General features: G+C 68.3%; 13 protein-coding genes and 1 pseudogene. 3 read left to right on the top strand and 11 right to left on the bottom strand.

All coding sequences use genetic code 11. The annotated features are described in order from the left end of the window. Nucleotides 1-386 precede the first annotated feature (386 nt). The 6 genes from AB0J87_RS20105 to AB0J87_RS20080 form a co-directional block, all read right to left on the bottom strand. A complete protein-coding gene (locus tag AB0J87_RS20105) occupies nt 387-809 on the bottom strand; it encodes a type II toxin-antitoxin system VapC family toxin (protein WP_363967161.1) in 423 nt (140 codons plus the stop codon). Continuing rightward, a complete protein-coding gene (locus tag AB0J87_RS20100; protein ID WP_363967159.1) occupies nt 806-1,117 on the bottom strand; it encodes a prevent-host-death protein in 312 nt (103 codons plus the stop codon). The genes AB0J87_RS20105 and AB0J87_RS20100 overlap by 4 nt, the downstream gene beginning before the upstream one ends. A gap of 279 nt (nt 1,118-1,396) precedes the next feature. Beyond that, nucleotides 1,397-1,978, bottom strand: coding sequence for a dihydrofolate reductase family protein (locus AB0J87_RS20095; RefSeq protein WP_363967158.1), 582 nt, complete (start codon nt 1,976-1,978; stop codon nt 1,397-1,399). A gap of 68 nt (nt 1,979-2,046) precedes the next feature. Then, nucleotides 2,047-2,886: a helix-turn-helix domain-containing protein gene (locus AB0J87_RS20090; RefSeq protein WP_363967156.1), complete on the bottom strand. Its 840-nt coding sequence runs from the start codon at nt 2,884-2,886 to the stop codon at nt 2,047-2,049. Nucleotides 2,887-2,937: 51 nt separating this feature from the next. After that, nucleotides 2,938-3,153, bottom strand: a complete 216-nt coding sequence (locus tag AB0J87_RS20085; protein WP_363967154.1) for a hypothetical protein — start codon at nt 3,151-3,153, stop codon at nt 2,938-2,940. A gap of 186 nt (nt 3,154-3,339) precedes the next feature. Continuing rightward, nucleotides 3,340-4,635: an MFS transporter gene (locus AB0J87_RS20080; protein WP_363967153.1), complete on the bottom strand. Its 1,296-nt coding sequence runs from the start codon at nt 4,633-4,635 to the stop codon at nt 3,340-3,342. A gap of 53 nt (nt 4,636-4,688) precedes the next feature. Between AB0J87_RS20080 and AB0J87_RS20075 the strand changes: the two genes are divergently transcribed. Further along, nucleotides 4,689-5,561, top strand: coding sequence for a winged helix-turn-helix transcriptional regulator (locus AB0J87_RS20075; RefSeq protein ID WP_363967151.1), 873 nt, complete (start codon nt 4,689-4,691; stop codon nt 5,559-5,561). Nucleotides 5,562-5,782: 221 nt separating this feature from the next. On the opposite strand, the gene AB0J87_RS20070 is transcribed toward AB0J87_RS20075, so the two are convergent. Then, entirely contained in the window at nt 5,783-7,036 is a 1,254-nt protein-coding gene (locus AB0J87_RS20070; protein WP_363967149.1) for an MFS transporter, read from the bottom strand. A 57-nt stretch (nt 7,037-7,093) separates the two neighbouring features. On the opposite strand from AB0J87_RS20070, the gene AB0J87_RS20065 reads away from it, so the two are divergent. Further along, nucleotides 7,094-8,128: a DUF5937 family protein gene (locus AB0J87_RS20065; protein WP_363967147.1), complete on the top strand. Its 1,035-nt coding sequence runs from the start codon at nt 7,094-7,096 to the stop codon at nt 8,126-8,128. A 42-nt stretch (nt 8,129-8,170) separates the two neighbouring features. On the opposite strand, the gene AB0J87_RS20060 is transcribed toward AB0J87_RS20065, so the two are convergent. The 4 genes and pseudogenes from AB0J87_RS20060 to AB0J87_RS20045 all read right to left on the bottom strand — a co-directional run bounded on the left by AB0J87_RS20060 (nt 8,171) and on the right by AB0J87_RS20045 (nt 12,638). Further along, nucleotides 8,171-8,671, bottom strand: a complete 501-nt coding sequence (locus AB0J87_RS20060) for a profilin (protein ID WP_363967146.1) — start codon at nt 8,669-8,671, stop codon at nt 8,171-8,173. Between the two features lie 345 nt (nt 8,672-9,016). After that, a pseudogene (locus AB0J87_RS20055) lies at nt 9,017-9,466 on the bottom strand (SDR family oxidoreductase); the annotation flags it as partial. A gap of 319 nt (nt 9,467-9,785) precedes the next feature. Further along, entirely contained in the window at nt 9,786-11,216 is a 1,431-nt protein-coding gene (locus tag AB0J87_RS20050) for a non-reducing end alpha-L-arabinofuranosidase family hydrolase (protein ID WP_363967144.1), read from the bottom strand. A 30-nt stretch (nt 11,217-11,246) separates the two neighbouring features. Then, nucleotides 11,247-12,638, bottom strand: coding sequence for an endo-1,4-beta-xylanase (locus tag AB0J87_RS20045; protein WP_363967142.1), 1,392 nt, complete (start codon nt 12,636-12,638; stop codon nt 11,247-11,249). Between the two features lie 686 nt (nt 12,639-13,324). On the opposite strand from AB0J87_RS20045, the gene AB0J87_RS20040 reads away from it, so the two are divergent. Continuing rightward, nucleotides 13,325-13,498 (top strand): hypothetical protein, encoded by a 174-nt coding sequence (locus AB0J87_RS20040; RefSeq protein ID WP_363967140.1) that lies wholly within the window; start codon nt 13,325-13,327, stop codon nt 13,496-13,498. Nucleotides 13,499-13,530 lie beyond the last annotated feature (32 nt).

Raw genomic sequence — 13,530 nt, 5'->3', positions numbered from 1 at the left:
GGCCTGATCGTAGTGGGCGTCTTCGAACCCGGGTTCCGAGGGAACCAACTCGCGTTGACCTTGACGGGCATGTCCGGGTCGTCGACATCGGGAATCTCGTCCGGGCGAGAGTCGAATCGGCCATCCTCGTGTCGAGCAGCCCCAGCCGGCGCGAGCTGGGCGGCGATCTCAGCATCAGTCAGCGGCACCAGGCGCACACCAGCCGCAGAGCAAGAGACACGGCCGGCACGAGGCCGGACCGTGAAGGACGAACACCGCCCTCTCCCTTCCCGGGACAAGCCGAGCGGGCCGGCCGACGGGAGGACCGGGTCGGCGAAGTGTGCGTCGCGCTCAATCAAGGCTGGTTCGGTGAAGCTTCTTCATCCTGGCCGCAGGGTCAGCCTCCTTCATGCACTGACCCACCGTGGCCGTGTGACCGGGACCACGGCGAGCAGGTGGTCCAGGCCTTTGAAATCCTCGGGATTGCAGGTGTAAAGGGGGAGGCGGTTCGCGATGGCCACGCAGGCGATCATCAGGTCTGCTGTTCGGGGGCGGGGTTTGCGTCCTGAGGCGATGACGGCGGTCCACAACTGGCCGTACTCGCGGGCGGCGGTGTCGTCGAAGGGAAGGGGGTCGAACTCGGCCTCGGCGGTTTGAAGGATCTTCATTCGCTGCGCGAGTTCCTGTGCCCCAGTGGCCACCAGTACGCCGGCTGACAGCTCGGCAGTGGTGATGGCGCTGATCATCATCTCGTCGGGCAGTTCGTCAGGGTCGATTCCGGCACGCAGGATGAGGATGTTGGTGTCGAGGAGCCCTTGAGCGAGAGTCATTCCCCGTCCTCTGCGAACTCGCCTCTCCCGTAGGCGCGATCGTAGGGGTCGTCGTCGACGTGGCGGTTCATGTCCTCGAGGTATTTCTGGTCGTCCAGTCGCGGCATGCCGCGGGACACGGCGGCGAACTCGGCGCGCGAGACGGCCCGGCGCCGACGGCGGATGGGGACCAGGTCGCCGATGTGATGACCGTTGCGTGTGACGGCGTACCGCTCGCCGCGTTCCAGGCCGTCCATGATCTCCGCTGACCGGTTTCGCAGGTCGCGTTGGGAGATCTGATGGGAATGGTCGGGCTCAGGAGTGCTCACTCGTCAACTCTATCTCAGCGTGCTATCTGGTGCTACGGGGTGGCACTCTCGGCGTGACCCTCCACATCGGCCCTTTGTACGGTGGCTTGTCCTGGGAGTTTGGAGCCGCAGGGAGGGCAGACGGTCTCCAACGCCATGCTCTTGATGGGCTCCCACGCCTTTGTGGCCCCTCGGTGCATCGGCGTGATCGGGACCGCTATCGGCGCTGGGATCGGAAGTTCGGTCGCGATGGCCAGCCCGCCGGCGGTGCGAGTTTCTTCGCGTACCCGCTCAGATCGGTCATCGGCGCACCCGATAGCGGAGGTGGAGCACCCGGTTGCCCTGGATCACCACGTCAGGATCCTCCAGCAGGTGCTGTGCGTCGACTGACCCGAAGTAGCGCTTGCCAGATCCGAACACCACGGGCGCGACGTCCATGGCGACCTCGTCGACGAGCCCTGCGGCCAGCACCTGGCCGCCGACGTCGCCGGCGGCGACCTCGACCGTGCGGTCGCCCGCAAGTTCCTGTGCCTTGGCCATGGCGGCCTTGACACCGTCGACGAAGTGGAACGGCGCCTCGGGGTTCCAGCCCTTGGGCATCGGCCGGTGGGACACGACGACCACGTGGTCGATCCCGCCCGGAGGCTTGCCGCCCCAGCCGTCCGTCAGGTCGAAGACGTGGCGGCCGACGATCGTCACTCCGATCTGGTCCCAGTACGGCCGGGTGTAGTCGTAGGACGCCTGCGACACCTTCGCCTCCCCGGTCTCGCCCAAGGGGACGTCACCGCTGGACATCCAGTCGAACAGCGGTCCGACCTGGTCGTTCTCGTCCGCGATGAAGCCGTCCACCGACACCGTGCTGTACATGACCACCTTGCCCATAGGGCTCTCTCCTCCGCTCGGGAAGTGCCCATACTGGCGTATCGGGAGTTGCCGGCTCTTGTAAGAAATCAAACGGCCGGCAGCGGCCCGACGTCGAGCGCATGGCCGGGATGTTCGCGCAGGAACCGCCGCCGGACTTCGACGTACCGGGTCGGCGTAAGCCCCGTGAACGCCCGGAACTCGTGCCCGAAGTGGGCCTGGTCGAAATAGCCGGCGCGACCGGCGAGGTCGACCCAGTTGACCGGTCCGGCGGGGTCGATCGCGAGCACGGTGGCGGCGAAGCGGTAGGTGCGGGCGAGCCGCTTCGGCGTGACGCCGATGAGCTCCTTGAACCGCTGCGCCAGATGGGTGCCGCTGACGCCGGCCGCCACGCTCAGGTCGCCGATCGCCACCGCTCCCGTGGCCGCCGCGATGACGCTGCTCGTGTGGCGGACCAGCCCCAGCCCGGCGGTCTCGCAGAGCCGTCGCATCAGCTCGTCCTCGAGCAGCGTCAGCATCTCGTGCGGCCCGGCCGCCGTGGCCAGTCGGTCTCGCAGCTCAGCAATGGCGGGACGGCCCCAGACCTGTTCCACTGTCACGGGCCGGTCACACAGCTCGGCCGCAGGCATCGGCAGGAACGGCGCCAGCCCCCACGGCTTGAAGTGCACGCCGACTGACCGGGTCCCCGGTGGGTAGCCGAACTCGAAGGCGCGGGTGGGCATGGTGACCACGCAGCCGTCGGCGTACTCGGCCGTCTTGATGTCGGTGCCGGCGCGGATGTGGAACGGCGCCCCGAGGTTGAGGATGAGCACCGCTGACGGCATCGGCGGCAGCGTCAGCCGGGGGTACGGCGGCGCGCCCTCCAGGTAGTAGAGGTCGTCGATCAGCCCGTCCAGTGGCGGTCGCGGCACTCTGGACACGTACTCCACGCGTCACAGCATCGCCGATGCACGGGCGGGCCGCCAGGTCCTCGTACGCCGTCAGTCGCGGAACTGCGGCGGGCGCTTCTCCTTGCGCCCGGCCGCGGCCTCCTCGAAATACCGGTCAGCAGCCGCACCAGCAGCCGGCCCACGCCCTCGCTGGGCATGTGCTGCTCCAGGACCGCGGCGTCCGTAGGTCGGCTTGTGGCGGACGCGCCAGCGGATGACGGTGCCGTCGACGGTGATGAGCGGCGAGCCCTTCTTCGGTATCGCCACAGCCGCCTCCAAGCTCCGCTCTTGTTCCGTCGCTGTTCCGTGGGAGCATCGGAACCAGGGAGAAGCGACGCGAGACGCCCGCAGGCGTAACCGCTGCTCACTGACATGATCGAGTTGTTTTCGCCGGTGACCGGATCGCGCATCGGAGAACATGCAGATCCAGCGCCTGGTCATCAGCTCCGGAGGCTAGGCCGGTTCGGCGTCGGCGGCGAGTTCCGACGATGCGGTTGGCGAGCCGGTTGAGTCGTCGCGCTGCTGATAGTCGGTGAGATTGCGCAGGTGCCGGATCGGTGACGCCAGCAGGACCAACGGCATGCAGGCGGCCGCGACGACGAAAATCATCAAGGTGACGCGGCCGCTGAGGACCCCGGCAACGGCTCCGGCGATCAACCCGCCGATCGGGATCGCACCCCAGGAGACGAAGCGGACCGTCGCCATCACCCGGGGCAGCAGGTCGGGCGGGCTGGCGATCTGCCGGTAGGTGCGGGTGACCACGCTGAAGACCACCACGCCGGCGGAGAAGACCACATTGCCGACGGCGAAGGCGACGAAGGCCTGCCAGCCGGTGCCGAGGGGTACGACAAGCGCCCCGGCGAGCGAGACGAATCCGGCGACGATCAGGGCGCGGGCGGTCCCGAGCCTGGCTGTGATGTGGTTCGTCAAAGCCGCGCCGATCAGCGTGCCGACGCCGTCGGCCGCTAGCAGCAGGCCGACGAGGCCGGGCTCGGCGTGCAACTCACGCACGAGGTACAACGCGTAGAGCGCGTGCTGTGCCCCGCAGACTGTGTTTGCCGCGGTGGCGGCCCACATGCACGGCCCCATCACCGGGTGGTGCACGACGAAACGCCAGCCTTCCCGGATCATCGCGCGTACCGGTGGCCAGCGCTCGGGGGTCTCTGAGCGGCGTTCGGGCAGGGTCCGCAGCAGCAGGGCTGAGACAAGGTAGCTGGCCGCGTCGACGAGGAGGGTAGGCACAGCCCCGAGCACCTGGACGATGAGACCGCCAACGGATGGTCCGCCGAGCTGAGTTGTGGCCTGGGTGCCGGAGGTCAGGCTGTTACGGGACTGCAACTGCTCCTTGCTCACGATCGACGGCAGGAAGGTCGAGTTGGCGACGTCGAAGATGACGTCCGCGAAGCTGATCACGAGGGCCACGATCACCAACTGGGCGACCGTCAGACGGTCCAGCCACCACGCCAGAGGAATGGAGATGACCGCCGCCGCGCGTGCCAGGTCAGCGCCGACCTGAACCCTTCGCATGGGTAGTCGCTGCACCATCACCCCGGCGGGTAGGCCGATCACGATCCAGGCGACGTAACCGGCAGCGGCGATCATGCCCATCTCCAACGCGGAGGCGTCGAGCACCGTCAACGCCGTCAGTGGCAACGCCACCGCGCCCATCGCCGAACCGACCGCGCTGGTCGTGCCGGCCGTCCACCACCGCCAGAAGACGCTCGCGCCGCGCGCACTGTCGACTGCCATCTCGACATCTCCCAGGTAAGTTCCAGAATGGAATGCACTATATACTGGGGCATGTGAAGCGTGCTGATCTACCCGACGCCGACTGCGGCATCGCGCAGGCGCTTGGAGTGATCGGTGACTGGTGGACGTTCCTGGTGGTGCGGGACATCGCCGGCGGCACCACCCGCTTCGACGGCCTTCAGCGTGAGCTCGGTGTCAGCCGCCGAGCTCTGGCCGAGCGCCTGGCTGGGCTCGTCGAACACGGGGTGCTGGAGAAGCGGCCCTACTCCGATCGCCCGCCGCGTTACGACTACCTGCTGACCGCGAAGGGCGAGGGCCTGCTGCCGGCGCTCATCGCGCTACAGGATTGGGGCACCAGACATGTGATGGGCGATGGCGCGCTGACCGCGACCAGCGAGGACGGGTCCGCCGAGACCCGCCGGGTGCATGAGCTGGTCGATCGGAAAATGCCAGATGTCGTTCTGGAACGACACGACGGCGAACGGGCCGCGCCCAACGCACCCGGTGCCTGGACGGTGCTCTACTTCTTCCCCGGCGCCTTCGCGCCCGGCGCCCAGGGCTACCCGCCTGGTTGGGCCGACATCCCGGGCGCCACGGGTTGCACTCTGGAGTCCCTCACCTACGCGTCACGGCATGCCGACTTCGAGGCGTCGGGTGCCGTGATCCGAGGCGTCAGCACCCAGCGACCCGACCAGCTGTCCGCCTTCGTCACGCACGCGAGGTTGCCCTACCCGCTTCTGTCCGACCAGGACAGCAAGCTCGCGGCCGGGCTGCTGCTGCCGACCTTCCGGGCGGCCGGCGTCGACCGCTTCAAGCGCCTCACCTTGCTGGTCGACCCCGATGCGATCATCCGTGCGGTGCAGTTTCCGATCAGCGACCCGGCCGGCTCGGTGGAAGACATGCTCGCCCTCGTCCGCGCTCACTAACAAAGACCCCTCGGCTCGCAGGCAGGACCGTCAAGCATCGAGCGAGACAGGGACACGGCATCGTGGGGATGTCACTGACCGCACCGTCATCGCTGAGCGGCTGTTTCGCTTCTACGACCGCTGCGCCGTCTCCGGCCTGCCCGAACTCGAACGCCTGGCCACCGCCATTGAGACCCGGTGGCCCGACGCACCCGATACGCCACCACCCGCCGCGGACGCGCTCAACTTGCGCCTACCATCGAAGAGCCCCCACGTCCCGCTCGATCCCTGGCGGCTGCGTGCCGGGCCACCGCGGCGGCGCCCGTGCCGGCCAGGACGAAGAGGGCGGCCAGGCCGACCCAGCCCGCGGTGCCGTGTTCGACGGCGGTGGTGGCGAGGATCGGGGAGAACATGGCGGCGATCGCGTAGCCGGTCTGGCTGAGGCCTTGGTAGGCGCCGGCGCTGCGCTGGTCGGCCAGTTCGAAGGCCATGCCCCAGCCGCCCGCCTCGCCCAGGATCTCACCCATGGTGTGGGCGAACGCGGCCAGGACGAACAGGACGCAGGCGACGATCATGTTTCCGTAGCCGGCCAGAGCGTACAGACCGCATGCCATCGCGAGCAGCCACGACGCGCGCCTGACCGTGCGCCCGGCCTTGCGCACGTCGTCGGTGCCGCGCGAGGCGCGCACCTGGAGTGCGGCCACGACCACGGTGTTGAGGACGAGTAGCGCGGAGACGATGGCGGTGGGCGCGTCGGTGGTGGCCACCCAGAGCGGCATGCCGACGGTCAGCAGGCCGAACTGCGTGGCCACCACGGCGTTGCACGCCACGCTCGCGATGTACGTACGGTCCCTGAGCGGCGAAGGCCCGGCGGACGCGGTGCGCTCCCTGACGGCGGTCATCCTGGCGGCGAGCTCCGGCACCTGACGCCCGAGCCCGGCCAGCGGCACGGTGGCCGCCAGCAGCAAGATGCCGGCGACGACCACCGCCACACGGTACGCCGACGCGGTGCCGATCAGGAGCGCCGCCGCAGCGGCCACCGTGCCCAGGCCGATGAAGACGTTCGTGACCACGCGCATCCGGGCCCGGACCTCGACCCGCTCCGGGCCGGTGTACCACCGCGCCAGCATCGCCTGCTTCGACGTGGAGCCCACCGAACGCGCGATCACGGCCAGGCAGGCGATCAGGGTGAACACGACGGCGTCGGAGACGAACGTATAGGCGAGCAGCGCAACCCCGTTGAGCCCTGTCGCCACCGTCTGGACGTGGTGCGCGCCGACCCGGTCAGCCAGCCACCCTCCCGCGTACGAGGCCAGCACCCCGGTGCCGCCCGCGATGCCCAGCCCGAGACCCACCGTCGTCGCGCTGAGCCCGATGACGAGCGTGAAGTACAGCGTGCTGACGGTGTAGAAGACGCCGCTGGAGAGCGCGAACGCCATCGTGCTGACAGTCAGTGAGCGGGCGACACGGTCCTGAGGGAAGAAGGTCTGGATCACGGGGGCCTTTATCCCGTAATAGGGCCTTTGTCGCCAATTGATGTAGCGTATGGCTTCATGGCAGGGCTGATCGAGTACGAGCTCGCGGGGATGGACGTGGCCGACGTCCGCTTCGCCATCTCGCCGCTCAACGAGCTCACGTTGTCGTTGCGCACGTTCCGCGACCCTGGCCGCTATCCCGTGCACCTGCCCTGGCTGCGCCGCACGGAGCAGGCCCGATCCACGCTGGACGTGCCCCTGCTGCAGGCGCTCACCAACGACGACATGTGGACGCCGGACTACCTGTCACCCCGCCCCCATGCCCCGCTCACCCGCATCGACGACGAACTCGCCACGGTCGCCCGCGTGCCCGTGGACCGGGTGATCGACGACCTGCGCGCCATCCACCCGCGGCTCCCCGAGCCGCTGCGCGGTGACCCGTCGGCCCGCATCCTGGACGCGCTGCGGGACTACTGGCGCACCTGCTTCGCACCCTGGTGGCCCAGGATGCGCGCGGTCCTGCAGGCCGACGTGGTCCACCGCGGCCAGGTCATCTCGGCCCACGGCCTGGCCGCGATGTTCGCCGACCTCAGCGAGCGCGTTCAGCTGAAGGACGGCGTCGTATCCATGCGGCTGATCAGCGACGCCCGCTACCGGCGCTCCACCAGCGGCGAGGGCCTCACCCTGGTCCCGACCCTCTTCAGCCGGGCGGCTACCGTCCCCATCTCCCCGTCCGAGCCCCCTTTGATCATGTACGGCACTCGGGGCGTGGGCACGCTCTGGCAAGCGGAGCCCCGTCACTCCCCGGGGGTGCTCACCGACCTTCTGGGCGCCACCCGGGCAGGGCTGCTCACCATGCTTGAGACCCCCGCCTCATCGACCGAACTCTCCGGCCGCCTGGGCGTCACCCCCTCGGCCGTCAACCAGCACCTCCGCACCCTCCGTGCCGCCGGCCTCCTCGCCAGCGCCCGCCACGGTCGCTCGGTCCTCTATCTACGCTCGGAACTCGGCGACGCCCTCGTCGCCGGATCAGGACTTCGGCCTGTCGGTGTCGACCGCGCAGCGGAGGACGCTGCCCACCCGGGTCCCGGTCGGTTCGGCCAGGAGACCTGAGACGGTGGTGCGGTCGGGGCCGTTGATGGAGACCGGGCGCAGTCAGTTACGCCGGGTGCCGACTAGATTGGCCAAAATTTCGATGTACGTGTAATCGTCGTCCGACGTGTCCGCGTTGAACAGCGCGATGATGAGGCCCTGCTCAACCAGGGCACAGCCAATGCCGTCACCGTCACTTTCGTCCAGGCCTCTGACCACGAACTGTGGGACGGTATATGTCAACAGGTTCTCGCCTTCCGACAACTCGTACGGGACGCCTTCAAAGTAGAGATAGTTGTCGTTCCACAGGAGGGTGACGTCATTGACCGCGCTGACGATCGCTTGAAATTCCTCGGGCTGGAGACTGAAATCATCGGGACTGACGGCCCAGAGTCGGCCGTCCAGTCCGTAGACAGCTATTTTGGTGTACCCGGCGAACTGCACCGCCTGTTCCAGCGCGGTTTGCAAGTCGCTTTTCGACACGTTCAACCCCTCCCGTGTGGCCCTGCCGGATGCGGGACCCGTCGCGGTGGCCACCGCCTGCTCGTTATCGTCGATCAACATGAGCCCCTGATCAAGGGGCGCTCTCTTCGGCCATGCCCCCAGTCCTACCATGAGCGCTGGTGATCCGCCCGCAGGAGGACACCACGAGAACGCGTCCCGGCTCCTCGGCTCGTTCGACGGCGAAGGCGAGCGGTGCCCAGGCCATGCCCTGGTCGTAGGTCGGCTTGGGGCGGACGCGCCAGCGGTGCCGAGGCGGCTGCTCAGGTCACTGATCCACGCCTGGACGGTGGAGGTGCTCGTAACGGATCTTCGTCGCTGGGTCGGCGATGCGCGCAGGTCGCCGGGAGGATGGCGGATTCCCGACGGCCCTTTGGCCCTTGTATTTCCTCGCGGACCGGCAAGGAGTCAGGCGGTGACGCCGCCGTCCACTGCTATGGAGGCGCCCGTGATGTATCGGCCTCCCTCGCCGGCCAGGTGCGCGACGGTCGCGGCGATGTCCGCGGGCTCCCCGTAGTGCCCGAGGGCGGTGTAGGCGCTCTGAGCGTCGGCGCCCGGCCCGTCGGCGGGGTTCATGTCGGTGTCGATCGGGCCTGGATGGATGACGTTGGCGGTGATGCCCCTCGGACCGAGGTCGCGTGCAAGGCCCTTGGTCAGTCCGGTGAGGGCGGTCTTGCTCAATGCGTACAGGGTGATGCCGGGGAAAGGCGTGCGGCCGGACAGGCAGCTGCCGATGTTGATGATCCGTCCGCCTTCGGTCATGTTGTTGACCAGGACGTCCAACCGGCCGAACTCGCCGGCCGTCCGCTGAACGGCGTCCGTGACCGCCGCGGGGTCACCGGCGTCTGCCTGGAGGGCCCGTCTTGACCTGCTCCATCACGGCGGTTCACCGTCCCTGATGCGCCCCTTGAACCCCGTGCTGCCTCCGCTGGTTGCACCGGGACGCCACGACCCCTGGAACTACATGCTTGCGACGGGTGTGTGGCCGGGCCGACTTCGCGACTCCACGACCGATGAGGTCATTGCGGAGAGCACGTCCTGCCGCCGGCGAGTGAAGGTCGCATGGGCCGTGCGCCAGGAAGTCGGCGGGCGGGCCTTCCGGTTGGTGACGGGGGCTGGGATGACCACCGTTGCCAACCGGAAAGCCCGCTCTCAGGGACGGATCCGTGTCACGTCATCAGCGTTGCAGTGTCAGCAGGCCCGGCCGGTAGGGCAGGAGGCCGTAGTCGCCGCCGGAGTTGGGGTTGCGTCCCTGGTAGAGCAGCTGCAGGTTGCAGGGATCGACGGTCATGGTCTGATCGGGGTTGCTGCGGACCAGGTCGCCGTGGCTGATGTCGTTGGTCCAGGTGGCGCCGCTGTTGGCCTTGCCTGCGAAGGGGTTGCTCTCGGTGGCGGCCTGGGGTGTCCACGAGCCGTCCAGGCTGGTGGCGGTGAACGAGCGGAAGTAGCGGCCCTGCGAGCCGATCGCCTCGACGAGCATGAGGTATTTGTTCTGGCCCTGGAGCTTGTAGACCTGAACGGCCTCGAACAGGTTGTTCGTCGTGTCGCTCATGATCACCGTCGAGGTCGAGCCGAAACTGCCCGGGAAGTTCCCGATGGGCATGCCGGCCCGGTAGATCTTGCCGTTGTCCCCGGCGAAGAACAGGTACATGTTGGTGCTGTCACCGATGAGGGTCTGGTCGATGGGGCCTGTTCCGGAGCCGGAGATGCTTCCGGAGAAGAGCACCTGCTGCGATGACCAGCCGTTCGGATTGGTGGGGTCGCTGGAGGTCCGGTAGGAGAAGGCGGTCCCGCCCCACTGGTAGGCGAGCACCCAGACGTTCTTCGGGGCGAAGTAGAAGAGGGTGGGCGCGACAGTGGAGGAGGACATCGTGTTCTGGCCGGCCGAGGCCATGTCGGACCAGTTGGTGAAGAGGCCGAAGTTCATCGAACCCCACGCCGTTCCCGTGTCGTGCGTCGTCCCGTAGACGAGATGCCTGCCGTTGTAGACGACGGTGGTGAAGTCCTTGAGCGAGACCCACCCCGACTTCGGGTTCGCCAGCGCGCCGGTCGATGTCCAGCGGTACGTCGACGGAAGAGTGCACGTGCCGGTCGGTGTGGGGGTGGGGGTCGGTGTGGGGGTGGGCGTGGGGGTGCCGGGGTTGCCGCAGGTCACGCCGTTCAGGGCGAACGACGTGGGCACCGGGTTGCTGCCGGTCCACGAGCCGTTGAACCCGAAGTTGGCGCTGCCGCCGGAGGGGATGGAGGCGTTGTAGGAGACGTTGGTGGCGGTCACCGACGAGCCGGACTGGGTCTGGGTGGCGTTCCAGATCTGGGTGATCTGCTGGCCGGCGCCGAAGGACCAGGTCAGCCGCCAGCCGTTGACCGCGTCACCGAGGTTGTTGATGGTGACAGTGGCGTTGAAGCCCCCTGACCAGCTCGAACTGATGGCGTAGTCGACCCGGCAGGCGACGGCGGCCTGGGCGGGCTGCACGGTCAGCAGGCCCGCTCCGGCGAGCAGGACTGCGACGGCGCCGATCACGAGGCCGCGGTGAGAGGCCCGCCGGGGCGGCGCCGCGGTCGTGACGGCGGAGGGGCGCGGTGACCGCGCTCGCCAGGGCAGTCGCATCTGTATTCTCCTCATCATGTCCGGCCGCCGTCAGGGGCTGGTGCAGGTGGCGGTCGGGGTGGCCGCGGTGCCGTTCGCGGTGAACCCGAAGGTCGTGGAGCCGCCGGCGGCGATGGAGCCGTTGTAGGGGGCGTTGCGTACGGTGACGCTGGAGCCGGACACGCTCTGCTGGCCGTTCCACAGGCTGCTGATGCTCTGCCCGCCGGGCCAGGTCCACTGCACGGTCCATCCGCTGATCGCCGCGTTGCCCGCCTGGACGGTCACCGTCGACTGGAAGCCACCCGACCAGCTGTTGGTCGTCGTGATGGTCGCCGCGCACGCGCCCGGGACCGGTGTCGGAGTCGGGGTGGGTGTCGGGGTCGGGGTGGGTGTGGGGGTGGGGCCGCCCGGCGAGGCGGCGTTGAGGGCGTTGAGGACGGCGTCGTAGGCGGGCTTCTTGTTGCCGCCGCTGAAGAGCAGCGGGGTGTCACCCGAGCGCCAGGAGTCCTGGTCGCGCACTCCCCACACGGTGATGCCGGCGCAGCGGGCCACTGCCAGGCAGTCGTTGGTCACGGCGGCGTAGGTCTGCGCGGAGGCGCCCTGGATGTCCAGTTCGGTGATCTGCACGTCCACCCCGAGGGCGGCGAAGCTGGAGATGGTGGTGCGGTAGTTGCTGTTGTACGGGCTGCCGCTGTTGAAGTGCGACTGCAGGCCGACGCAGTCGATCGGCACGCCGCGCTGCTTGAAGTCGCGGACCATGTTGTAGACGCCCTGGGTCTTGGCCCAGGTCCAGTTGTCGATGTTGTAGTCGTTGTAGCAGAGCTTGGCGGCCGGGTCGGCGGCGCGCGCGGTGCGGAAGGCGACCTCGATCCAGTCGTTGCCGGTGCGCTGCAGGTTGGAGTCGCGCCGGCCGCCGGAGTTGCCGTCGGCGAAGGCCTCGTTGACCACGTCCCAGGCGTAGATCTTGCCCTTGTAGTGGGCCATGACGCCGTTGATGTGGTCGATCATGGCCTGGCGCAGCGTGCTGCCGGACAGGGACTGCATCCAGCCGGGCTGCTGGGAGTGCCAGGCCAGGGTGTGGCCGCGGACCCGCTTGCCGTTCTGCACGGCCCAGTTGTAGACGCGGTCGCCGTTGGTGAAGTTGAACTGGCCCCGGTTCGGCTCGGTGGCGTCGATCTTCATCTCGTTCTCGGCCGTCACCATGTTGAACTCGCGGGCGGCGATGGTGGTGTACTGCGAGTCGCCGAGCCTGCCCGCGCTGATGGCGGCGCCGAAGTACCGGCCGCTCTGCGCGGCGGCCGCGCCGAGCGTGCTCGCCGCCGCACCGGCCGGCGTGATCGGTACGGTCACCGCGGTGGCCACGGCGATAGCGCCGACGGCGGCGGCGATCAGAACCCGCGGGCGCCTGAGGGGCCGCGGCGGAAGTTTGGCTGTGTCGCCCATGACTGAGTGCTCCAGACTGAATCACGGAAAAGCGGACACGCGGGGTCCTCCCCACGCGATCGACGCCGCGTCCCGTGATCGGGGAACGCACACCACCAGGGCATCGTGAACGCGGTCCTCGCCGCGCACCACCACATGGCGGGAGGAAGCCTTCTCGGACACCCAGTCTGGAAACCGCTCCGAAAGTTGTCAAGTAACGGCGAAAGTTTCAGAGTGGCGCTCTCGCCGTCACGTCAGGCGTCCCCTGATAACGCCTGATGAGCCGCACGCGCGTCCGTCGCCCCGCCGCGGGCGCGAGGTGCCCTCCTTGACGTCGCCTCTTCGTCTCGTATTGGCTCGACCTGCCACCACAGCCATCTGACAGAGAAGGAAACGCGACAGGGAAGAAGAAGTGTGAGCGCTAACAGCCGACCCGGAGCCACCACCCGGCGGCCATGGCGCGGGGCGGTCCGGCGGACAGACACCACGTCCCTGGAGCCGCCCCTCTCGGAGAGTCGCCGATGAGGAGGTACACCGAGGCAAGGCGCCGCCGTAATATCCAGCGCCTGGTCACCTGGCCAAGTGGGCTCTGTCAAGATCCTGAACCGCCGAACGATGTTCCGGAGTGTCGGCCAATCTCTCTATTAACACGGTGCTCTTGCTGGGTGACGGTGAGCGCGTAAAGATCCCCATGCAAGGAGGTCGCCATGATCCGCGCACTCAACAAGCTGGGAGACCGCCTCCTCGACAAGTTCCTGCCGTCGGCCAACGCTTCGGCCGCGTGCTGGACCGACTGGTGCTGCCAGGGCAAGTTCTGCCGGACCTGCTGCTACCACGACTCCACCGGCACGACCAGCTGCGGCAGCTTCGACTACTGCTGACGCCCTACCGACAGCCCCCAGGACAGTGCGGG

The sequence above is a fragment of the Nonomuraea sp. NPDC049625 genome, from assembly GCF_040675285.1.
Classification (GTDB): domain Bacteria; phylum Actinomycetota; class Actinomycetes; order Streptosporangiales; family Streptosporangiaceae; genus Nonomuraea; species Nonomuraea angiospora_A.
The sequence above is the reverse complement of the archived record's forward strand: the minus strand, read 5'-3'. Positions and strand labels throughout refer to the sequence as shown.